Genomic DNA, 21,364 nt, shown 5'->3' with positions numbered 1-21,364 from the left:
CGATCGCAGAGGAGACGCATGCCCACCCACGGCCCCGCCACCCCGTCCACCGCTACCTGGCCGGCACCCACCCAACCCGCCGAGACGCTCTTCACCGAGATCTACCGCACCAACCACTGGGGATCCCCCGAGTCGGTCTCCGGTCCCGGCTCCGAGATCCGTCAGACCGAGGCCGTCCGGGCCGCCCTCTCCTCGGTTCTCGCGCGCTACCCGATCCGCACCGTCACGGACGCCGGATGCGGCGACGTCAACTGGATCCGCCACGTCGACGGGTTCGACCAGCTGGACGGCTACGTCGGCCTCGACGTCGTCCCCGACCTCGTCCAGCTCAACCAGGAACGGCACGGCAGCCAGCGCATCTCCTTCCGGCAGGCCGACCTGTGCAGGGACGACATCCCGGCAGCGGACCTCGTCATCGCACGGGACTGCCTCGTCCACCTCACCCACCACGAGGTGCTCACGTTCCTCGACCGAGTCACCGCCAGCGGCTCGACCTACCTGCTCGCCACCACCTACATCGGCGAAGCCGAGAACCGCGACACCACGGACAGCCACTGGCGCCCGCTCAACCTTCAGGCGGCGCCGTTCCATCTGCCCGAGCCCGTCGAGCACTTCGACACCGACTTCACGGACGGCGGCCGGCACCACCCCGGCAACGGGCTGGGCCTGTGGAAGCTCGACCAGCTCAGCTTCCGAACCACCTGACCACCACCCAGGCGCCCCAAGAAGCGAGACCCTCGATGAGCCCGCACGACCGGCAGATCACCGCCCTCCTCGCCCAACTCGACCAGGCCCTCGACTCACCCGCGACCACGCACGGCCTCGCCCGCACCCTCCGGGCGACCGTCAAGGAAGTCCAACTGCACCGCCACCACCGGGCCAGCGTCGCCGCCCTGCCCGACGGCGTCCTCAGGCCCGGCCCCGCCAAGGTCCAGATCGGCGGCGGCGGACACCGCGTCGACGGCTTCTTCAACATCGACATCGTCCCGCCGGCCGACCTCCTGTGGGACGTGCGCGAGGGCATCCCGCTCGCCGACGCCAGCGCCGAGACGATCTTCTCCGAACACTTCCTGGAGCACATCGACTACCCGCGCTCCGTCAAGTCCTATGCCCGCGAGGCCCACCGCGCCCTCATGCCTGGCGGCCAGCTCATCACCGGCGTCCCCGACGCCGCCTTCGTTCTGAACCAGTACCCAGCACCGCCGGACCAGGCCGCCGAGATGATCGATCGGTGGTACGCCAAGCGGCAGTGCCGAGGCGACATGAACACCTACCTCGACCTCATCAACTACGTCTTCCGCGACCAGGACGACGACCCGACCTACAACCCCCACTACTGGGCGTACGACCACGAGAAGCTCACCCAACTCTTCACCGAGACGGGCTTCAAGAATGTCAAGCCGTGGACCTTCGATCCCGTGATGGCCAACCCGAAGCGGCGTTGGGCCAGCGTCTATGTGATCGCCACGAAGTAGCCTTCTGAACAGAGTCGTTCGCGGGCAGCCTGGGAGCGCTTAGGACCTCGCCCCTTGGCGGCTGGAGAAGGGCCGGACCGGCAGGACCGGCCCTCTCGCTCCGGCGGGGGCGGGGGCGGGCACCCGCCGACAGGCGGGTGGGGGGTGGATGGTGGGGAACGGCGGCGGACCTGTTCAACGGAGCGGCCGGCGCGCGCGTGTTCACCCGGCGGTCGGCGAAGCGGAACAAGCAAACGCCGCTGCCCGGGACTACCGAAGTGGTCCCGGGCAGCGGCGTCGTCAGTGCGACGGATCTCAGACGTTGAAGCCGAGCGCGCGGAGCTGCTCGCGGCCGTCGTCGGTGATCTTGTCGGGGCCCCACGGCGGCATCCAGACCCAGTTGATGCGCAGGTCCTGCACCAGGCCGTCGGTGGCGGTCTTGGCCTGGTCCTCGATGACGTCGGTCAGCGGGCAGGCCGCCGAGGTGAGCGTCATGTCGATGGTGGCCACATCGGACTCGTCGATGTGGATGCCGTAGATCAGGCCCAGGTTGACGACGTCGATGCCCAGTTCGGGGTCGACGACGTCCATCAGGGCCTCGGTCAGGTCCTCGACCGAGACGGTGCCGGCGGTGGTGCCGGTGATGAGGCCGGGCTGCTGCTCCTCCGCAGCGGGGGCCTCGGTGCCGGCGGCGGTGGTGGTGCTCTCGTCACTCATGGTCTTGTCCTCCTCTGCGGGTTCAGTCGTTCACGGCGGGGTTCTGGGCGAGCGCCTGGGCGGTGGCGTCCTTCCAGGCCATCCAGCTGAGCAGCGCGCACTTGACCCGGGCCGGGTACTTGGAGACGCCGGCGAACGCGACCGCGTCCTCCAGCACCTCCTCGTCGCCCTCGCCCTGGCCCTTGCTCTGCATCAGCTCCAGGAAGGCCTCCTGGACGGCCTGCGCCTCGCCCACCGTCTTGCCGACGACCAGGTCGTTGAGCACCGAGGCGCTCGCCTGGCTGATCGAGCAGCCCTGCGACTCGTACGAGACGTCGGTGACGGTCGCGCCGTCGAGCTTCACCCGCAGGGTGATCTCGTCGCCGCACGTCGGGTTGACGTGGTGCACCTCGGCGTCGCCGTCCCGCAGCCCCTTGCCGTGGGGGTTGCGGTAGTGGTCCAGGATGATGTCCTGGTACATCGAGTCGAGCTTCATCTCATCCTGCCCGTCAGCCGAAGAAGTTCCGGACGTGGTGCAGGCCGTCGATCAGCGCGTCGACCTCGCCCGGCGTCGAGTACAGGTAGAACGACGCCCGCGTGGTCGCCGGAATTCCGTACCGCAGGCAGACGGGCCGCGCGCAGTGGTGGCCGACGCGCACGGCGATGCCCTGCTCGTCCAGCACCTGGCCCACGTCGTGCGGGTGGATGTCGCCGAGGGTGAAGGAGATCGCGGCGCCGCGGTCCACGGCCGTGCGCGGGCCGATGATCCGCAGGTCCGGGACCTCCAGCAGCCGCTCGACCGCGTACTCGGTGATCGCGTGCTCGTGCGCCGCGATCTTCTCCATGCCGATGCCCTGGAGGTAGTCGATGGCCGCGCCGAGCCCGACCGCCTGGGCGATCGGCGGGGTGCCGGCCTCGAACTTGTGCGGCGCCGGGGCGTAGGTGGACGAGCCCATGGTGACGGTCTCGATCATCTCGCCGCCGCCGAGGAACGGCGGGAGGTCCTCCAGCAGCTCGTGACGGCCCCAGAGCACGCCGATGCCGGTCGGGGCCAGCATCTTGTGGCCGGTGAAGGCGACGAAGTCGGCCTCCAGCGCCTGCACGTCCAGCACCATGTGCGGCGCGGCCTGCGAGGCGTCGATGACGACCAGCGCGCCGACCGACTGGGCCTTGCGGACGATCGTCTCGACCGGGTTGACCGTGCCCAGCAGGTTGGAGACCAGGGTGAAGGAGACCACCTTGGTCTTCTCGGTGATCAGCTCGTCGATGTTCGACAGGTCGAGCCGGCCCTCGTCGGTCAGCCCGAACCACTTGAGCTTCGCACCGGTGCGCTGCGACAGCAGCTGCCACGGGACGATGTTGGAGTGGTGCTCCATCTCCGTGATGACGATCTCGGAGTCGGCGTCCACCCGGTACGGCTCGTCGGCCCAGCCGAGCATGTTGGCGACGAGGTTGAGCGACTCGGAGGCGTTCTTGGTGAAGATCACCTCGTTGCGGCTCGGCGCGTTGACGAAGGCCGCGACCTTGTCCCGGGCGCCCTCGTACAGCGCGGTGGCCTCCTCGGCGAGCACGTGCACGCCGCGGTGGACGTTGGCGTTGTGCCGCTCGTAGTAGGCGTTCAGCGCCTCCAGCACCTGGCGCGGCTTCTGCGAGGTCGCCGCGTTGTCCAGGTAGACCAGGGGCTTCTCGTCGTGCAGCACCCGCTGGAGGATCGGGAAGTCCTTGCGGATCGCGTCGGTGTCGAGCAGTCCGGTAAAGGCATGCGTCACGCGGACGCGCCCCCCTTCACATACGCCTCGTAGCCCTCGTTCTCCAGCTTGTCGGCCAGCTCGGCACCGCCGGACTCGACGATGCGGCCGCCCGCGAAGACGTGGACGTGGTCGGGCTTGATGTACCGCAGGATGCGGGTGTAGTGGGTGACCAGCAGGGTGCCGACCTCACCGGTCGAGCGGACCCGGTTGATGCCCTCGGAGACGATCCGCAGCGCGTCGACGTCCAGGCCGGAGTCGGTCTCGTCGAGGATCGCGATCTTCGGCTTGAGCAGCTCCAGCTGGAGGATCTCGTGGCGCTTCTTCTCGCCGCCGGAGAAACCCTCGTTGACGTTGCGCTCGGCGAAGGCCGGGTCCATCTGGAGGGCGGCCATCGCCTCCTTGACCTCCTTCACCCACAGCCGCAGCTTCGGGGCCTCGCCGCGGACGGCGGTGGCGGCGGTGCGCAGGAAGTTGCTGACCGAGACGCCGGGGACCTCGACCGGGTACTGCATGGCCAGGAAGACGCCGGCCTTGGCGCGCTCGTCGACGGACATCTCCAGGACGTCCTCGCCGTCCAGCAGCACCGAGCCGCCGGTGACGGTGTACTTGGGGTGGCCGGCCAGCGAGTAGGCCAGGGTGGACTTGCCGGAGCCGTTCGGGCCCATGATGGCGTGGGTCTCGCCCTGCTTGACGGTGAGGTCCACGCCCTTCAGGATCTCGCGCGGGCCGTTCTCGGCGTCCACGGAGACGTGCAGGTCGCGGATTTCAAGGGTTGCCATGTGTACTCAGGACTCCTGGTTGACGGAGACGAGCACATCGTCCCCTTCGATCTTTACGGGGTAGACAGCGACCGGCTTGGTGGCGGGCAGGCCGGAGGGCTTGCCGGTGCGCAGGTCGAAGCTGGAGCCGTGCAGCCAGCACTCGATCATGCAGTCCTCGACCTCGCCCTCGGAGAGCGAGACGTTCGCGTGCGAGCAGGTGTCGTTGATCGCGAACACCCCCTCGTCGGTGCGGACGACGGAGACCGGCACGCCGTTGAGGTCCACGCGCTTGGGAACGTCCTCCTGGAGGTCGCTCAGCGCGCAGGCACGGAGGAAGGTCATCGCGTTCAGACCGCCGATTCCAGCTCGGCGTCGATCTTCTCCATGAGCTGGTCCTGGACCTCGGCCACGCCGATCTGCTGGAGCAGCTCGGCGAAGAAGCCGCGCACCACCAGGCGGCGGGCCTCGTCGGCCGGGATGCCGCGGGCCTGGAGGTAGAACAGCTGCTCGTCGTCGAAGCGGCCGGTCGCCGAGGCGTGGCCGGCGCCGACGATCTCGCCGGTCTCGATCTCCAGGTTCGGGATCGAGTCGACCCGGGCGCCGTCGGTGAGCACCAGGTTCCGGTTGAGCTCGTAGGTGTCGGTGCCGACCGCGGCGGCGCGGATCAGTACGTCGCCGACCCAGACGGCGTGGGCGTCCTGGCCCTGGAGCGCGCCCTTGTACGCCACGTTCGACCGGCAGTGCGGCGTGTCGTGGTCGACGACCAGGCGGTGCTCCAGGTGCTGGCCGGCGTCGGCGAAGTAGAGGCCGAACAGCTCGGCCTCGCCGCCGGGGCCCGCGTAGTTGACCCGCGGGTGCAGCCGGACCAGGTCGCCGCCGAAGGTGACGGCCACGGACTTGAACGAGGCGTCCCGGCCGACCAGCGCGTTCTGCTGGGCGACGTGGACGGCGTCGCGGTCCCAGTCCTGCACGGTGACGAAGGTGAGCTTGGCACCGTCGCCGACCAGCAGCTCGACGTTGGCGGCCCGGGTGCCGGTGCCCTCGTGGTTGAGCACCACGACGGCCTCGGCGAACGGCTTGACGTCGATCACCACGTGGGCGAAGCGGACCCCGCCCTCGGCGCGCACGTCGATCTTGACCGGCTCGGTCAGCACCGCGTCCTTGGGGACGGTGACGACCAGGGCCTGGTCGAAGGCGCTGAACGCCTGCGCGGCGACCCGGTCCACCGGCGTGCCGGCCTTGCCCAGGCGGGCGTCGTCACGGCCGACGGTCTCGGCGGTGACGCCGTCCGGCAGGACGAACTCGACCTTGTCCTCACCGCGGGGCGCGTCGGCGGCGGTGCCGTCGTGCAGCCCGCCGAGGCGGTGCATCGGGGTGAACCGCCAGTCCTCCTCGCGGCCGGTGGGCACCGGGAAGTCGTTCACGTCGAAGGACGGCTTGACCGCGACGCGCGCGTCGATCGGCTGCTGGACCGTGGTGCGGCCGGTGCCGGGGCCGGCGAGCTGCGCGCCCGCGCCGGCGGTGCCGACCTCGATCGAACCGGCGGTGGTGGAGCCGGTGGGGGTGTTGACGTCAGCCATGGCTGTCGTGGTGCTCTCTTCCTCGAAAACTCGAAAAGTCGGTGGGCGGTCTACGGCCGGACGTCAGCCGACCGCGCCCTCCATCTGCAGCTCGATCAGCCGGTTGAGCTCCAGCGCGTACTCCATCGGCAGCTCGCGCGCGATCGGCTCGACGAAGCCGCGGACGATCATCGCCATCGCCTCGAACTCGGTCAGGCCGCGGCTCATCAGGTAGAACAGCTGGTCCTCGCTGACCTTGGAGACCGTCGCCTCGTGGCCCATGGACACGTCGTCCTCGCGGACGTCCACGTACGGGTAGGTGTCCGAGCGGGAGATCGTGTCGACCAGCAGCGCGTCGCACAGCACGTTGGACTTGGCGCCCTTGGAGCCCTCGCCGATCTCGATCAGACCGCGGTAGGAGGTCCGGCCGCCGCCGCGCGCCACCGACTTGGAGACGATGTTGGACGAGGTGTTCGGCGCCATGTGCACCATCTTGGCGCCGGCGTCCTGGTGCTGGCCCTCGCCCGCGAAGGCGATCGACAGGGTCTCGCCCTTGGCGTGCTCGCCCATCAGGTAGACGGCCGGGTACTTCATGGTGACCTTGGAGCCGATGTTGCCGTCGACCCACTCCATGGTCGCGCCCTCGTACGCCACGGCGCGCTTGGTGACCAGGTTGTAGACGTTGTTCGACCAGTTCTGGATGGTCGTGTAGCGGCAGCGGCCGCCCTTCTTGACGATGATCTCCACGACCGCCGAGTGCAGCGAGTCGGAGGAGTAGATCGGCGCGGTGCAGCCCTCGACGTAGTGGACGTAGGCGTCCTCGTCGACGATGATCAGCGTCCGCTCGAACTGGCCCATGTTCTCGGTGTTGATCCGGAAGTAGGCCTGGAGCGGGATGTCCACGTGCACGCCCTTCGGCACGTAGATGAACGATCCGCCGGACCACACCGCGGTGTTCAGCGCGGCGAACTTGTTGTCGCCGGCCGGGATCACGGTGCCGAAGTACTCCTTGAAGAGCTCCGGGTGCTCCTTCAGCGCGGTGTCCGTGTCCAGGAAGAGGACACCCTGCTCCTCCAGGTCCTCGCGGATCTGGTGGTAGACGACCTCGGACTCGTACTGGGCGGCGACACCGGCGACCAGGCGCTGCTTCTCCGCCTCCGGGATGCCGAGCCTGTCGTAGGTGGCCTTGATGTCCGCCGGCAGGTCCTCCCAGGACTCGGCCTGCTTCTCGGTGGAGCGGACGAAGTACTTGATGTTGTCGAAGTCGATGCCGGTGAGGTCGGAGCCCCAGGTCGGCATGGGCTTCTTGCCGAACAGCTTCAGGCCCTTGAGCCGGAGGTTCAGCATCCACTCGGACTCGTTCTTCTTCGCGGAGATGTCGCGGACGACCTCCTCGCTGAGCCCGCGCTTGGCCGTGGCACCGGCGGTGTCCGGGTCGGCCCAGCCGTACTCATAGTTGCCCAGGCCTTCGAGCTCCGGGTGCGAAACGGTGTCAGTCATGCGAGCTTCCTAACGCGCGGACGCAGAATCTTCGGTGGACGTACCGGCAGTCGGCAGCGCATCGGAGCCACGGCCCGAAGGGCGCCGGGCGGACGACGATGCGGCACCGGATGCCGGCACATAGGTGGTGCAGACCCCGTCGCCGTGGGCGATCGTGGCCAGCCGTTGCACATGGGTGCCCAGAAGCCGGGAGAAGACCTCGGTCTCCGCCTCGCAGAGCTGCGGGAACTGCTCGGCGATGTGCGCGACCGGGCAGTGGTGCTGGCAGAGCTGGGCGCCCGCCGGGGCCTGGGCCGCGGCCGACGGGACACGCCGCACCGTGGCAGCGTACCCGTCCGCGCTCAGCGCCTGGGCGAGCGCTTCGGGGCGCTCCCCGGCCGCCGCCAGCCGCAGGGCCTCCAGGTACTTCTCGGCCTGCTTGCCGAAACGGGCGCGGGCGAACGCGGCGACCGCCTCCTCGCCCGCCTTGCCGCCGCCCACCGAGTCCGCGATCCACCGCAGCGCGTCGGCCGCGAGCTGGTCGTACGCCTGGTAGAAGGCGTCCCGGCCGGCGTCGGTGAGGCCGAAGACCCTGGCCGGACGGCCCCGGCCGCGGCTGCCGTAGACCCGCTGCTCGCGGGACTCGACCAGACCGGTGGCGACCAGCCCGTCGAGGTGGCGGCGCACGGCGGCGGCGGTGAGGCCGAGCCGGCTCGCCAGGTCGGCGGCGGAGGAGGGGCCGTGGTCCAGGATCGACCGGGCGACCCGGTCCCGGGTGGCGCGGTGGCCGTCCAGCAGCACCTCGGCCGCCGTCACGGGCACGTCGCAGGAGGAGGCCGGCTCGGCCTCCTGCCTCTGGGCGTGCTCGCGCATGTTTTTCACAACACCAGTGTTGCGTAATTACTTCCGCCGGGACAACCCGTGACCTTCGCCTCATCGGTGTCATCTGTCACGCAGGCAAGCCTTACCTGGCCTGGGAAAACGATCACCGGGCCGCCGCCACCCCCCGCCCGAGGGGCCGTACGTCGGGAGCCTCTTACACTCGCCGGTATGCACTCCGAACCCGCGGTCCAGATCGCCGGGCTGGTCAAACGCTACGGCGGCAAGTCGGCCGTGGACGGCCTCGACCTCACCATCCCGGCGGGCGCGATCACCGCCGTACTCGGCCCCAACGGCGCCGGCAAGACCACCACCATCGAGACCTGCGAGGGCTACCGCCGCCCCGACGCCGGCACCGTCCGCGTCCTCGGCCTCGACCCGGTCGCCCAGAGCGCCGCGCTGCGGCCCCGGATCGGCGTCATGCTGCAGTCCGGCGGCGTGTACGCGGGCGCGCGCGCCGTCGAGATGCTGCGGCACACCGCCAAGCTGCACGCCCACCCGCTGGACGTGGACGCCCTGGTCGAGCGCCTCGGCCTCGGCTCCTGCGGCCGCACCACCTACCGGCGGCTGTCCGGCGGCCAGCAGCAGCGGCTCGCCCTGGCGATGGCCGTGGTCGGCCGCCCCGAGCTGGTCTTCCTGGACGAGCCCACCGCCGGCCTCGACCCGCAGGCCCGCCGGGCCACCTGGGAGCTGGTGCGCGACCTGCGCCGGGACGGCGCCACCGTGGTCGTCACCACCCACCACATGGACGAGGCCGAGCAGCTCGCCGACCGGGTCGCCATCGTCGACCGCGGGAAGGTGATCGCCGACGGCACCACCGAGGAGCTGTGCCGCGACGGCGCCGAGAGCGCGCTGCGCTTCGACGGCCCGCCCGGCCTCGACCTCGGCGCGCTGCTCAAGGAACTGCCCGAGGGCGCCGCCGCCACCGAGACCGCCCCCGGCAGCTACCGCGTCGAGGCGCCCGTCGACCCCCGGCTGGTGGCCACCGTCACCGGCTGGTGCGCGGCCTCCGGCATCCTGCCCGAACGGCTGTCCGTCCAGCGGCGCAGCCTGGAGGACGTCTTCCTCGACCTGACCGGACGGGAGCTCCGCTCATGAGCACTACGGACTACTCCCCCAGGCCCGGCGCCGCGCCGGTCGGCCGGATGCTGCTCGCCCAGACCGCGTTCGAGACCCGGATGCTGCTGCGCAACGGCGAGCAGCTGCTGCTCACCGTGGTCATCCCGACCGTGCTGCTGGTGCTGTTCTCCGCCGTGGACATCGTCGCGGTCGAGGGCCCGGGCAAGCGGGTCGACTTCCTGGCCCCCGGCCTGCTCGCGCTGGCCGTGATGTCCACCGCCTTCACCGGCCAGGCCATCGCCACCGGCTTCGAGCGCCGCTACGGCGTGCTGAAGCGGCTCGGCGCCAGCCCGCTGCCGCGCTGGGCGCTGCTGACCGCCAAGACCGGATGCGTCCTGGTGACGGAGGCGCTCCAGGTCGCGCTGCTGTCGGTGATCGCGCTGGCCCTCGGCTGGTCCCCGCACGGCGACCCGCTGACCGTCGCCGCGCTGCTGGTCCTCGGCACCGCCGCCTTCTCCGGGCTCGGCCTGCTGATGGCCGGCACCCTGAAGGCCGAGGCCACCCTGGCCGGCGCCAACCTGGTGTTCATCCTGCTGCTGCTCGCCGGCGGGGTGATCGTGCCGCTGGGCAAGTTCCCCTCGGCCGTGCGGTCGGTGCTGGAGCTGCTGCCGATCTCGGCGCTCTCGGACGGCCTGCGGTCGGTGCTCCAGGCCGGCGCCGGGGTGCCGTGGGCGGACCTCGGCATCCTGGCCGGCTGGTCGGTGCTCGGTCTGGCCGCGGCGGCCCGCTTCTTCCGCTGGGAGTAGCCCTCCGCGACGACACGACGCCCCCCGGCCACATGAGGCCGGGGGGCGTCGCGCTTCCACCTCACGGACCGTCAGCTCTCGCTGCCGCCGCGGCGCTTGCGGGCGAGCAGGACGAGCGCGCCGCCGACCAGCAGCACGCCGCCGCCGGCCGCCGCGATCATCGGGGTCGCGTCGCTGCTACCGGTCTGGGCGAGCGCCGGAGCGCTGGGGCTGGGCGCCGGGGCGGGGGTCTTGCTCGGGGCGGGCGTGGCCGACGGGGGCGGGGTCGGCGTCGGGGTGGCCGACGGAGTCAGGGTCGGGGTGGGCGTCGGCGTCGGGGTGGCCGACGGCGTCGGCGTGGGAGTCGGGGTGGGGGTGGGCGTCGGAGTCGGGGTGTGGCACGGATCGATGGTCTTGGTCTCGTTGATGTTCCACCCCTTCTCGTTCGGGTTCTCCGTGGTGGAGACCACCAGGGTCGCCTTGATGGGGGCGTCGTGGTCCTTCACCGGGAAGGTGCCGTGGTACTCCGCGGGAAAGATCTTGCCGTCCAGGACCTTCTCGCCGTCGATGGTCAGGCTGACGGTGTTCTTCACGGTCTCGTTGCCGCTGTACTTGGTCAGGTCGACCACGACCTTGTCGCAGGTCACCGACCAGGTCGGCACGTGCGCCGAGGCGTTGGTCGCAAGCGCCAAGGGCAGTAGAAAACCGGCCGCAGCCGTTCCGGCGAGTGCCGTAGCGCCGATCGCAAAGTGCCGCTGCTGTCGCACCATTACCTTGTTCCCCTCCGAACGGTCTTGTGCAGCAGGCGTGTTGAGTGGTTCGCGGTGGCCCGCTACGACTGTCCGGGGGACTCTACCGGCACTTCCGCACCCCGCCACACCCCGCCGTACGACCGGATTTCGACTGTCCGTCCGTCTTCCGATGTGCATGACCAGCCCACCACAGCTGCCACCTCGCAGAACACGGATTCGTCAAAGCTCAATGAACTCGGCCACTTTCACGACAGAACAGCGCCCCCGGTGATCGACTTCAGTCACCGAGGGCGCTGTTTCGGTCAGTCGACGAACTCACGTCGATCGACCCGAACGGTTCAGGCCTTCTTGGCCGCCTTGCGCCGGGCCGCCACCACGATCGCACCGCCGGCCGCGATCACGACCGCGCCACCGATCGCCAGCGGCAGCACCGGACCGGAGCCGGTGTGCGCCAGGTTGCCGCCCCCGTCCGGCTGGGCCGACGGGCTGCCCGAGGCCGACGGAGCGTTCGTCGCACCGGCCGACGGGCTGGCCGAACCGCTCGGGCTGGGCGTGCCGCTCGCCGGGGCGGACGGGCTGCCCGAGGGGCTGGCCGAACCGCTCGGGGCGGTCGGCCCGCTCGGCGTGGCCGACGGCGAACCGCCCGGCCCGGTCGGCGGCACCGTCGCCGGGCCGGACGGCGTCGGGCCGGTGGTCGGCAGGCAGCCGGTGAACGGGTAGTGGTGCGTCTCCGCGCCGCCCTTGCCGGTCAGCGAGGCGGCGATCACCGAGCCGTTGACCGGGCCGGCGCTGCCGAGGTCGAAGGCGGCGTTCGGCGCGAGCACCGAGCCGGGCCAGGCGGCCGCGCTGTTCTTGACCACCTTGGTGGCGGTCGGGAGGTTCCACAGCAGCTTGGCGCGGACCGCACCGCCCGAGGCGCTCTGCAGCTTGTCGTCCAGCAGGAAGGACTTCTTGCCCTCGTCCCACAGGTGGAAGCCGGTGGTCCCGGCCGCCGCCATGTCGTAGGAGCCGCCGGTCACGTTGACGACCGTCACCGAGCCGAGCGGAACCCGGATGAACACGTCCTTGGCGCCCTGGAGCTTCGCGGCGTCGATGGTGAAGCTGTTGTACTTGCCGTCCGTGCCGGTGAGCGTCAGCTTGCCGCCCTCGGCCTGGACGGTGGCGCCGGCCGTCTGCGGCACGGCGGCCAGCCCGGTGGAGGCGGCGCGCAGCTTGGCGAACTCGGTCTTGAAGTCGATCGGCGAGGCGCCCTGGGCGATGGTGCCCTGGTGGGCCTGGATCACCGCGCCGTCGGCCTTCGAGCCGTAGACGCCGTTGCCCTTCATCGTCTGGGTGTTGTGGCCGGTGATCTTGCCGGCCACGACCAGGGCGTTCTTGCCGGGCAGCGCGTCGACCTGGGCCGCGGTCAGCTCCTGGCCGACCGAGAAGCCGCCGGTGAAGTCGGCGTTGCCGCCGACCGCGACCGCGCCCTCGGCGTCGGGAGTGTGGGTGTCGTCGCCCTCGATGAACTCGCCGTAGAGGGTGGCGACCCCGAGGCCGCGGCACTCCTGGCCGGGGTCGGCGGCGTGGGCGGCGGGGGCGATCAGGCCGGCCAGTGCGAGCGAGCCGCCGACGGCGAGCGCGGCGGCGGAAATGGGTATGCGCATGTGCAGGATCTCCGCGTGTGTGCGGGAAGTGTGGGAGAGGCCCGAAGAAGGTATGGACCAAGCCGCACTCTTTCCGCCAAACGGGTGAATGGTCAAGACCAATGCAGATCTTGACCGAAGCACCCCGCTTTGTCCGCGTGTCTCCCCTCCGCGTGTCGTGATCACCGCCCTTCCGGACACCTCCACGCCACCCCGCCGTACCCCTCCGCGCTACCCGCCAGTACCTCCACGCCCTCCCCGCCGCACCCCCCGCGCCCCGCCCGTGACGCCGCGCCCCGCCCCAAGATCGCCTGTAAGGCCGCCTACGATTGACCCCGTGCCTAACCCCTTCTCCCTGCTCGCCGAGCGCTGGCAGCCCTCCGCCGCGATGGTCCGACGCGCCGCGTTCGCCGCGCTCGTGATGAGCGTGGTGATCGTCGTCACCGGCGGCGCCGTCCGGCTCACGGCCTCCGGCCTCGGCTGTACGACCTGGCCCCGCTGCACCGACGAGAGCCTGACGCCCACCGCCGAGATGGGCTTCCACGGCATCGTCGAGTTCACCAACCGGATGCTCACCTACGTGCTGAGCGCCGCCGTCGGCTGGGCGATCCTGGCCGCCCGCTGTCACCGTCCGTGGCGGCGCAGCATGACCAAGCTCGGGTGGGCGCAGTTCTGGCTGGTGATGAGCAACGCCGTGCTCGGCGGCATCACCGTGCTGACCGGCCTCAACCCGTACACCGTGGCGCTGCACATGATCGCCGCGATGGCCCTGGTCTGGGTCGCGCTGCTGATGTGGGAGCGCAGCAAGGAGGGCGACGGCCCGCCGGTACTCTCCGTGGCCCGCCCCATCCACCAGCTCTCGTACGTCCTGGTCACCGTGGTCGGCCTGCTCGTCGCCGCCGGCACCCTGGTGACCGGCGCCGGCCACCACCCCGGCACGCCCAAGGACAACAAGATCGTCCCGCGCATCCCGATCGACTACGACAGGTTGGCCCAGTTCCACGCCGACTTCGCGTTCGTCTCGGTCGGCCTGGCCATCGCGGTGATCTTCGTCTTCGCCGCCGTCAAGGCCCCGCCGGCGGCCAAGGCCCGCGCCAAGGAGCTGCTCGCCGTCCTCCTCCTCCAGGGCGTCCTGGGCTTCATCCAGTACTTCACCGACGCCCCCGAGCTGATGGTCGGCCTCCACATGCTCCTGGCCGCGCTGACCTGGATCGCCGCCCTGCGCGTCCCCCTCGCCCTGCGCACCCGCGCGGTCGAAGAAGCCCCCGTCGACGCCCCGGCCCCACGGACACCCGAGACCGCCACCGTCTGATGACCATCGGCGAGGGCCCCCATCCGAGGAGGATGGGGGCCCTCGCCCTGACCGGAGGCGCCGGGCGGGGAGGGGGCGGAGTCTCGGTGCCGTGTCCTCCCGCAGCGCGTCCAGGACGCGTACGGCGTAGACCTCGGCCATGCGATCGGAGACCTCGGCCGGTGTGAGCCAGTCGACTTCAACCGCCTCATCCGACACCCGCGTCTCTCCGGCCTCCGGTCGGCAGCGGAAGACAAGGGCGACGATCCCCCGGCGCAGGTTCTTGTAGACGCCGGTCAGCCGCTCCACTCCGACCTTGATCCCGGTCTCCTCGTAGACCTCGCGGCGCACGCCGTCCTCGACGGCCTCGTACAGCTCCAGCACGCCACCCGGCGGCTCCCAGGTCCCGTTGTCAGCCCGGCGGATCGCCAGCACCCGGCCGTCCTCGCGCACCACCACCCCCGCGACGGACACCGAGTGGAGCGGCGGCGTCCCCGGTTCGCGGGGATCTCGCCCCGCCGTACCGCGCATCACGTGGCCGGCTTCGAAAGGCTGCCGAGGATGGGGCGAAGCACGTCGAGGACATGGGTCCAGCTGTACTCGTCGCGCGCTCCGCCGGACTTGGGCCGGTGGGGGACGGAGTCGCCGACCAGGACGCCCATCGAGCGCAGTCGGGCCAGGCTCTCCGAATAGGCCGGGTGAGCTGCCAGGGCAGAGTTGACGTAGGGCTGGACGACAACGGGAACGCCCAGGCCGTACGTCTCGCAGAGGATGCCGAGCGCGAGTGTGTCAGCGATCCCGAGAGCCCACTTGTTGATGGTGTTGAACGTGGCGGAGACGACCGCGACGGCATCGGGCTCCGGCATCGGCCGAGTACTGCTGGGCGTACGCCAGGCCGAGCGGACGGGATAGCCGGTCTCGGCCTCGATGGCTTCCTGATCGAGGAAGCCGAGCGCGTTGGGAGTGGCGATCACCCCGGCCCTCCACCCCTCGGCGTGGGCGGCGGTGATGAGTTCGCCCACGCCGTCAGCGACTCCCGAGGCGCAGACGATGACGTAGAGGAACGGCTCATGCTGCCCGGTCAAACCTGAACTCCTGTTCACGGGAACACATCCCGCCACCTTCGGCGAGTATCGTCCCATCGGCTGCTACGAACGGAGAACCAGTATGCCCAGGCACACCTCCGAGCACACGGGCGAGCGCATCGCCCAGTACCGCAAGCTCCGCCATCTGACCCAGCGGGAACTCGCGGCTCGCGCCCACATCTCGTACAGCATGCTGACCAAGGTCGAACAGGGGGCCAAACCGGCCACACCCACCGTGATCGCCGCTGTCGCCCGGGCGCTGTTCGTCCAGACCGTCGACCTCACCGGCCAGCCGTACATGACCGAGTTGCAGCAGGACGAACTCGATGTGCTGATCCAGCCGATCCGCGAAGCACTCGATCTGTACGACCTCGGCGTCGATCCCGAGATCGCCCCCCGCCCGACGGGCGAACTGCACTCCGAGTCGGAGCAGTTGTGCGCCCGGATCCGCGAGACCCGCATCAAGGACGCCGCCCGGGCCCTACCGGCTCTGATGATCGAGGCCACAACGGCCGCGCACTTGGCCCCCTCCGAGAAGGCGTGGCAGGTGCTGGCGAGCACGTACCGCACGGCCTACGACGTCACCACGAAGTTGGGCTACAGCGATCTCAGTGTCGTGGCTCTGGACCGCATGGCATGGGCGGCCGAGCGCGCGTCCGATCCGGTGGTCGCCGGAGTTCGCCAGTATCTGCGATCACTGATCTACCTTCGAGCAGGCCAGTACGACATCGGGAAACGACTCGTCGGGGTCGGCATGGGCACCCTCGAACACTCCGCCGACAGCCGGATCCGGGACGTGGCGGTGGGGCAACTGCACCTCGGCGCCGCCATGTTGGCCGCGCGATCCGGAGACGGCGACACGGCAGCCGAGCACATCGCGGACGCGACGCGGATCGCCGAGGTCACCGGCGAGGCCACGCGAGTGCACTGGCTGTCGTTCGGACCGGTGAACGTCGCCGTGCACCAAGTGGCGACTCTGGCCGAGCAGTACCGGTATGCGGAAGCCGTCCGAGCCGCCGATCAGGTCCGGATCCCCGCAGAGTGGCCCGCCTCGCGGGCCTCAGCACACATCGCGGAGGTAGCGCGGGCGCAGCTGTGGATCGGGCGCTTGGAGGCGTCGTTGAAGTCGTTGCAGCTCGCAAGGGAGCTGGCGCCGCAACAGATGCGCTACCACCCGATGGTGCGCGAGACAGTCGCCGGGCTCGTCTCGGCTCGCCGCTCGATGCCGGACACCCTCACGAACCTGGCGCACTGGGCAGGAATCTGATCATCACTCTTTGGAAGCAGAATATCACCAGAGAGTGATAGTCCGCCCCTTCTCCTGTGGCGATGCTCTCCGTAACGAGCCCCGGCCCAGCCCCAAGGCTCCACCTGTGCGCACGGCGACGGCCCGGTTCCCCCGCGTGGGGGAACCGGGCCGTTCGCGGTGCGCGGGCTCAGATCTGGATGCCGGCCATCCGCTTCCACTCGTACGGGCCGGTCTTCACCCTGAGGCCCAGCTCGCCCTCGAAGTCGTCGTGCAGGGTCAGCCCGGCCAGCTCCGCAGCGCGGCGCCCGACGGCGTAGCTGGGGGCCACCTGGTCGCCCCAGGCGCCGTCCGCGCCCACCACGACGATCCGGGTGGCGACGGAGCCGACGTACTCGACGACCGCGTCCGCGCTGCCCCCGTGCTGCCGGGCGAAGCTGGTCAGGTTCTTGGCGATGCGCTTGGCGCGGCGCTCGGCACGGGCGTCCGGCGCGGTGGCGGTCTCAGCAGGGCTCATGCCCGCATGCTACCCACCGGTAGTGGCGCTGGCGACGGGACCGGCCTGTGCACCGGGCCACATACTGGGGGCGTGACGTTCACAGGCTGGCCGGCCGAGGCGCTGGACTTCTACGAACACCTCGAAGCCGACAACTCGAAGACCTTCTGGCAGGCCCACCGGGAGCAGTACGACGACACCGTGCGGGCCCCGATGGAGCTGCTGCTCGCCGAGCTGGAGCCGGAGTTCGGGCCGGGGAAGATCTTCCGCCCCAACCGCGACGTCCGTTTCAGCGCCGACAAGTCCCCGTACAAGACCCACATCGGCGCGCACCTGGAGTCCGGCGGCTACATCCAGCTCTCCGCTGACGGCCTGGCCTGCGGCAACGGCATGTACCAGCTCGCCCCCGACCAGCTGGAGCGCTACCGCGCCGCCGTCGCCGAGGACGTGAGCGGTGCCGAGCTGGAGCGGGTGATCACCCGGGTGGAGCAGGCCGGTCCGCGGGTGGCCGGCCGGGACTCCCTGAAGTCGGCCCCGCGCGGCTACCCCAGGGACCACCCCCGGATCGGGCTGCTGCGCCACAAGGGCCTGGTGGCCTGGCAGGAGTGGGAGCCCGCGAAGTGGCTGGGCACCCGTGCCGCCCACACCCGCGTCACCGGCTTCCTGCGCGCCTCCCAGCCGCTGCGGGACTGGCTGGACGGCCACGTCGGCCCCTCGGAGCTGCCCGCCCGCTGAGAACGCGAAGAGCCCCGGTCCGCCTGGACCGGGGCTCTCCTCGTAAGCCTCTACTTCACGAACGGGTCGATCGCGCAGGCCACCATCAGCAGCGACAGGTAGGTGATCGACCAGTGGAACAGCCGCATCTCCTTGAGCTTCGCGCCCACGATGCCGGCCTTGGCCCGCCCGTACAGCGCGTGCGCCTCGTACAGCCAGGCCGCGCCCAGCAGCACCGCGACGACCGGGTACAGCCAGCTCATGTGCCCCAGCGGCCACACCGCCAGCGAGGTCGCCACCATCACCCAGGAGTAGGCGACGACCTGCTTGCCGACCGCCACGTTGCCCTTGACCACCGGAAGCATCGGCACACCGGCCCGCTCGTAGTCGTCGCGGACCTTCATGGACAGCACCCAGGTGTGCGGCGGCGTCCAGAAGAACACCACCAGGAACAGCGCCACCGCGGCCCAGGACATCGAGTTGGTCACCGAGGACCAGCCGACCAGTACCGGCATACAGCCGGCGATGCCGCCCCAGACGACGTTCTGCGTGGTGCGCCGCTTGAGCCCCAGCGTGTAGACGAACACGTAGAACAGCAGCGCGCCCAGCGCCAGCCAGGCGGACAGCCAGTTGACCCCGAGGCCCAGCAGCAGGGTCGAGACGACCGCCAGCGCGATGCCGAACACCAGCGCCTCGCGCGGCGACACCATCCCGGTGACGATCGGACGCCGCTCGGTGCGCGACATGATCGCGTCGATGTCCCGGTCGATGTACATGTTGAGGGCGTTGGCGCCGCCGGCCGAGAGGTAGCCGCCGACGACGACCTTCAGCACCAGCAGCATGTTCGGTACGCCCTGTTGAGCCAGGAACATCACCGGCACGGTGCTCATCAGCAGCAGCTCGATGATCCGTGGCTTGGTCAGTGCGACGAACGCGCCGACACGGGCCCCGAACGGCCGGTGCACAGGAGTCGCCCCGGTGACCCCGGCGGGACGGGTTTCGACGGCGGTCACTAACACCCCAACTGAAGATGAATCCTCGCAGGCGCCCACAGGAACGAAGGGTCCCGAATAGTCCGCTCTGCGCGTACCACGACACCATAGACGTTCCATATATCCCATCCCGCTCCGGGGTCCCCCGGCGAGGCGGATCGCACACCCCCGGGTGAACCCGCGGACGGGGTCGTCGGGCGGGCCGTCGAGCGGTCCGCCGGGCGGGCCGTCGGGCGCCCGCGGAGGGCTCCTCTAGCCCGTCCCGACCACCGGAGCGGCGCCCGGCCGGGAATCGGGAGAGTCTGGGATAAAACCAATCAGACCGAAGTGGGAATCTGACTGGGTAAATGTCGGTTCTCCCAGCACGGAGGGTGAGGCACGGCCCGGACGGTAGGCTCGCACGCAGAAGCGGGATCTACCCTCCGTGACCGGCACCACCCAACGTCGGGACCACAGCGTCGTGGCCGACCCGGTCCCCTATTCACGGGGTCACTCTTCACAATGGAAGGAGCCCTGAGACAGGGTGAGCACTGCGCCGACGAACGCATTCGAGTGGACCGATCTGGACGAGCGCACGGTCGACACCGCGCGGGTCCTGGCCATGGACGCCGTCCAGAAGGTCGGTAACGGACACCCCGGGACGGCGATGTCCCTGGCCCCGGCCGCGTACCTGATCTTCCAGCGCTTCCTGCGCCACGACCCGACCGACCCGTCCTGGGCCGGGCGCGACCGTTTCGTCCTCTCCCCCGGGCACACCAGCCTGACGCTGTACACCCAGCTCTACCTCTCCGGCTACGGCCTGGAGCTGGACGACCTGAAGGCCTTCCGCGTCGCCGGCAGCCGCACCCCCGGCCACCCCGAGCACGGCCACACGGCCGGCGTGGAGACCACCACCGGTCCCCTCGGCCAGGGCGTCGCCAACGCGGTCGGCATGGCGATGGCCGCCCGCTACGAGCGCGGCCTGTTCGACCCGGAGGCCCCGGCCGGCGAGTCCCCGTTCGACCACACCATCTGGGCCATCGTCTCCGACGGCGACCTGGAGGAGGGCGTCTCCGCCGAGGCCTCGTCGCTGGCCGGCCACCAGAAGCTGGGCAACCTGGTCGCCCTCTACGACGACAACCACATCTCGATCGAGGGCGACACCGAGACCGCCTTCTCCGAGGACGTCCTCAAGCGCTACGAGGCGTACGGCTGGCACGTCCAGCGGGTGACCCCGAAGTCCAACGGCGACATCGACGTGGCCGCCCTGGCCGACGCGCTGGACGCGGCCAAGGCCGAGACCTCCCGCCCGTCGATCATCGCGATGCGCACGATCATCGCCTGGCCGGCCCCGGACGCCCAGAACACCGCCAAGGCGCACGGCTCCGCGCTCGGCGCCGCCGAGATCGCCGCCACCAAGAAGGTCCTGGGCTTCGACCCGGAGAAGACCTTCGAGGTCGGCGACCAGGTCATCGAGCACGCCCGGCTGGTCATCAAGCGCGGCAAGGCCGCCCGCGACCAGTGGCAGCAGTCCTTCGACGTCTGGCGGGCCGCCGACGCCCACCGCGCCGCCGAGTACGACCGCATCCAGGCGGGCGAGCTGCCCGAGGGCTGGAAGAAGGCCGTCCCGTCCTTCCCGGCCGGCAAGGACGTCGCCACCCGCAAGGCCTCCGGCGACACCCTCAAGGCGATCGGCGCGGTGATCCCGGAGCTGTGGGGCGGCTCGGCCGACCTCGCCGAGTCCAACCTCACCACCATCGACGAGGACAGCTCGTTCCTGCCCGGGGGCAACCCGCTGAAGTCGGCGAGCCCGTACGGCCGGACGATCCACTTCGGCATCCGCGAGCACGCCATGGGCTCGACCATGAACGGCATCGCCCTGCACGGCAGGACCCGCGTGTACGGCGGCACCTTCCTGGTCTTCGCCGACTACATGCGCCCGGCCGTCCGCCTGGCCGCGCTGATGAAGCTGCCGGTCACCTACGTCTGGACGCACGACTCGATCGGCCTCGGCGAGGACGGCCCGACCCACCAGCCGGTCGAGCACCTGGCCTCGCTGCGCGCCATCCCGGGCCTGTCCATGGTCCGCCCGGCCGACGCCAACGAGACCGCCGTCGCCTGGCGCACGGTCATCGAGCGCCAGACCAGCCACCCCGGCCCGGTCGGCCTGGCCCTGACCCGCCAGGGCGTCCCGACCTTCGACCGTGAGGTCTTCGGCTCCGCCGAGGGCACCGCGAAGGGCGCCTACATCCTGGCCGAGGCCTCCACCGGCGACCCGCAGGTGATCCTGCTCGGCACCGGCTCCGAGGTCCAGCTGGCCGTCAAGGCCCGCGAGGCGCTGGAGGCCGAGGGCGTCGCCACCCGCGTGGTGTCGGTCCCGTCCTTCGAGTGGTTCCAGGAGCAGGACCAGGCGTACCGCGACAGCGTGCTGCCGCCGTCGGTCAAGGCCCGCGTCTCCGTCGAGGCGGGCATCGCCCAGGGCTGGCGCGAGCTGGTCGGCGACCACGGCCGGATCGTCTCGCTGGAGCACTTCGGCGCCTCCGCCGACTTCAAGGTGCTCTACGAGGAGTTCGGCATCACCGCCGAGCACGTGGTGGCCGAGGCCCACAACGCCCTGCGCTCGCTCGAAGCCGTCAACCGCTAGCGGCACCGGGCCGGGGGGGGCCCCCCCCCCCCCCCCCCCGGCCCCCCCCCCCCCCCCCCCCAGCGCAAGAAAAAAATGGCGGTGGACCCCAAGAAACGCGCCGAAAAGGCCCACCGC

The 21,364-nt window shown here is 70.6% G+C and carries 21 protein-coding genes and 1 pseudogene; 8 read left to right on the top strand and 14 right to left on the bottom strand.

The genetic code is table 11. The features are described 5' to 3' along the window. Positions 1 to 18: 18 nt before the first annotated feature. Together ACFRAR_RS24935 and ACFRAR_RS24930 are read left to right on the top strand one after the other, a co-directional pair. The gene (locus ACFRAR_RS24935) at positions 19 to 705 is read left to right on the top strand and encodes a class I SAM-dependent methyltransferase (RefSeq protein ID WP_380700397.1); all 687 of its coding nucleotides are present in this window, start codon (positions 19 to 21) and stop codon (positions 703 to 705) included. 35 nt (positions 706 to 740) lie between these two features. Further along, a complete protein-coding gene (locus ACFRAR_RS24930) occupies positions 741 to 1,475 on the top strand; it encodes a class I SAM-dependent methyltransferase (RefSeq protein ID WP_380700396.1) in 735 nt (244 codons plus the stop codon). Positions 1,476 to 1,769: 294 nt separating this feature from the next. Here the strand turns inward: ACFRAR_RS24930 and ACFRAR_RS24925 are convergent, their stop codons facing one another. The 8 genes from ACFRAR_RS24925 to ACFRAR_RS24890 form a co-directional block, all read right to left on the bottom strand. Beyond that, positions 1,770 to 2,171, bottom strand: coding sequence for a metal-sulfur cluster assembly factor (locus ACFRAR_RS24925; protein ID WP_380700395.1), 402 nt, complete (start codon positions 2,169 to 2,171; stop codon positions 1,770 to 1,772). Positions 2,172 to 2,193: 22 nt separating this feature from the next. Next, positions 2,194 to 2,646, bottom strand: coding sequence for a Fe-S cluster assembly sulfur transfer protein SufU (sufU, locus tag ACFRAR_RS24920; RefSeq protein WP_380548922.1), 453 nt, complete (start codon positions 2,644 to 2,646; stop codon positions 2,194 to 2,196). A gap of 13 nt (positions 2,647 to 2,659) precedes the next feature. Further along, a complete protein-coding gene (locus tag ACFRAR_RS24915; RefSeq protein WP_380700394.1) occupies positions 2,660 to 3,919 on the bottom strand; it encodes a cysteine desulfurase in 1,260 nt (419 codons plus the stop codon). Then, a complete protein-coding gene (gene sufC, locus ACFRAR_RS24910) occupies positions 3,916 to 4,680 on the bottom strand; it encodes a Fe-S cluster assembly ATPase SufC (protein ID WP_359817222.1) in 765 nt (254 codons plus the stop codon). The genes ACFRAR_RS24915 and sufC overlap by 4 nt, the downstream gene beginning before the upstream one ends. 6 nt (positions 4,681 to 4,686) lie before the next feature. Further along, a complete protein-coding gene (locus ACFRAR_RS24905) occupies positions 4,687 to 5,004 on the bottom strand; it encodes a bifunctional 3-phenylpropionate/cinnamic acid dioxygenase ferredoxin subunit (RefSeq protein WP_063349526.1) in 318 nt (105 codons plus the stop codon). 5 nt (positions 5,005 to 5,009) lie between these two features. Next, positions 5,010 to 6,242 carry a Fe-S cluster assembly protein SufD gene (gene sufD, locus ACFRAR_RS24900; RefSeq protein WP_380700393.1) on the bottom strand — a complete coding sequence of 411 codons (1,233 nt, stop codon included), beginning with the start codon at positions 6,240 to 6,242 and terminating at the stop codon, positions 5,010 to 5,012. A 63-nt stretch (positions 6,243 to 6,305) separates the two neighbouring features. Further along, positions 6,306 to 7,721, bottom strand: coding sequence for a Fe-S cluster assembly protein SufB (gene sufB, locus ACFRAR_RS24895; protein WP_380700392.1), 1,416 nt, complete (start codon positions 7,719 to 7,721; stop codon positions 6,306 to 6,308). A gap of 9 nt (positions 7,722 to 7,730) precedes the next feature. Then, complete coding sequence (locus ACFRAR_RS24890; protein ID WP_380700391.1) at positions 7,731 to 8,573, bottom strand: helix-turn-helix transcriptional regulator; 843 nt, start codon at positions 8,571 to 8,573, stop codon at positions 7,731 to 7,733. A gap of 177 nt (positions 8,574 to 8,750) precedes the next feature. Between ACFRAR_RS24890 and ACFRAR_RS24885 the strand changes: the two genes are divergently transcribed. Both ACFRAR_RS24885 and ACFRAR_RS24880 read left to right on the top strand, forming a co-directional pair. Next, positions 8,751 to 9,677, top strand: a complete 927-nt coding sequence (locus ACFRAR_RS24885; RefSeq protein WP_380700390.1) for an ABC transporter ATP-binding protein — start codon at positions 8,751 to 8,753, stop codon at positions 9,675 to 9,677. After that, the gene (locus tag ACFRAR_RS24880; RefSeq protein ID WP_380700389.1) at positions 9,674 to 10,444 is read left to right on the top strand and encodes an ABC transporter permease; all 771 of its coding nucleotides are present in this window, start codon (positions 9,674 to 9,676) and stop codon (positions 10,442 to 10,444) included. The genes ACFRAR_RS24885 and ACFRAR_RS24880 overlap by 4 nt, the downstream gene beginning before the upstream one ends. A gap of 71 nt (positions 10,445 to 10,515) precedes the next feature. Here the strand turns inward: ACFRAR_RS24880 and ACFRAR_RS24875 are convergent, their stop codons facing one another. Together ACFRAR_RS24875 and ACFRAR_RS24870 are read right to left on the bottom strand one after the other, a co-directional pair. Continuing rightward, positions 10,516 to 11,115 (bottom strand): LAETG motif-containing sortase-dependent surface protein, encoded by a 600-nt coding sequence (locus ACFRAR_RS24875; protein ID WP_380700388.1) that lies wholly within the window; start codon positions 11,113 to 11,115, stop codon positions 10,516 to 10,518. A gap of 398 nt (positions 11,116 to 11,513) precedes the next feature. Beyond that, the gene (locus ACFRAR_RS24870) at positions 11,514 to 12,821 is read right to left on the bottom strand and encodes a choice-of-anchor A family protein (RefSeq protein WP_380700387.1); all 1,308 of its coding nucleotides are present in this window, start codon (positions 12,819 to 12,821) and stop codon (positions 11,514 to 11,516) included. 367 nt (positions 12,822 to 13,188) lie between these two features. Between ACFRAR_RS24870 and ACFRAR_RS24865 the strand changes: the two genes are divergently transcribed. Then, on the top strand, positions 13,189 to 14,112 hold the full coding sequence (locus ACFRAR_RS24865) for a heme A synthase (protein ID WP_380700405.1): 924 nt from the start codon (positions 13,189 to 13,191) through the stop codon (positions 14,110 to 14,112). A 54-nt stretch (positions 14,113 to 14,166) separates the two neighbouring features. On the opposite strand, the pseudogene ACFRAR_RS24860 reads toward ACFRAR_RS24865, so the two are convergent. Both ACFRAR_RS24860 and ACFRAR_RS24855 read right to left on the bottom strand, forming a co-directional pair. After that, positions 14,167 to 14,622 (bottom strand): annotated as a pseudogene (locus tag ACFRAR_RS24860) (NUDIX hydrolase); the annotation flags it as partial. Beyond that, positions 14,622 to 15,176, bottom strand: a complete 555-nt coding sequence (locus tag ACFRAR_RS24855) for a flavoprotein (protein ID WP_380700386.1) — start codon at positions 15,174 to 15,176, stop codon at positions 14,622 to 14,624. The pseudogene ACFRAR_RS24860 and the gene ACFRAR_RS24855, both read right to left, overlap by 1 nt. An 82-nt stretch (positions 15,177 to 15,258) precedes the next feature. Here ACFRAR_RS24855 and ACFRAR_RS24850 point away from each other — a divergent pair, with 82 nt between their 5' ends. After that, entirely contained in the window at positions 15,259 to 16,443 is a 1,185-nt protein-coding gene (locus ACFRAR_RS24850) for a helix-turn-helix domain-containing protein (RefSeq protein ID WP_380700385.1), read from the top strand. 169 nt (positions 16,444 to 16,612) lie between these two features. Here ACFRAR_RS24850 and ACFRAR_RS24845 read toward each other — a convergent pair whose 3' ends face one another. Next, complete coding sequence (locus tag ACFRAR_RS24845) at positions 16,613 to 16,939, bottom strand: hypothetical protein (RefSeq protein WP_380700384.1); 327 nt, start codon at positions 16,937 to 16,939, stop codon at positions 16,613 to 16,615. A gap of 72 nt (positions 16,940 to 17,011) precedes the next feature. On the opposite strand from ACFRAR_RS24845, the gene ACFRAR_RS24840 reads away from it, so the two are divergent. Beyond that, entirely contained in the window at positions 17,012 to 17,653 is a 642-nt protein-coding gene (locus ACFRAR_RS24840) for a DUF2461 domain-containing protein (RefSeq protein ID WP_380700383.1), read from the top strand. Positions 17,654 to 17,703: 50 nt separating this feature from the next. On the opposite strand, the gene ACFRAR_RS24835 is transcribed toward ACFRAR_RS24840, so the two are convergent. Continuing rightward, complete coding sequence (locus tag ACFRAR_RS24835) at positions 17,704 to 18,651, bottom strand: heme o synthase (protein WP_380700382.1); 948 nt, start codon at positions 18,649 to 18,651, stop codon at positions 17,704 to 17,706. 496 nt (positions 18,652 to 19,147) lie between these two features. On the opposite strand from ACFRAR_RS24835, the gene tkt reads away from it, so the two are divergent. Then, on the top strand, positions 19,148 to 21,247 hold the full coding sequence (gene tkt / locus ACFRAR_RS24830; RefSeq protein WP_380700381.1) for a transketolase: 2,100 nt from the start codon (positions 19,148 to 19,150) through the stop codon (positions 21,245 to 21,247). The last annotated feature ends 117 nt before the right edge of the window (positions 21,248 to 21,364 follow it).

It is taken from the genome of Kitasatospora sp. NPDC056651, from assembly GCF_042792155.1.
Lineage (GTDB): Bacteria > Actinomycetota > Actinomycetes > Streptomycetales > Streptomycetaceae > Kitasatospora.
Note: the sequence above shows the minus strand (reverse complement) of the source record. Positions and strands in the feature narration are given on the sequence as shown.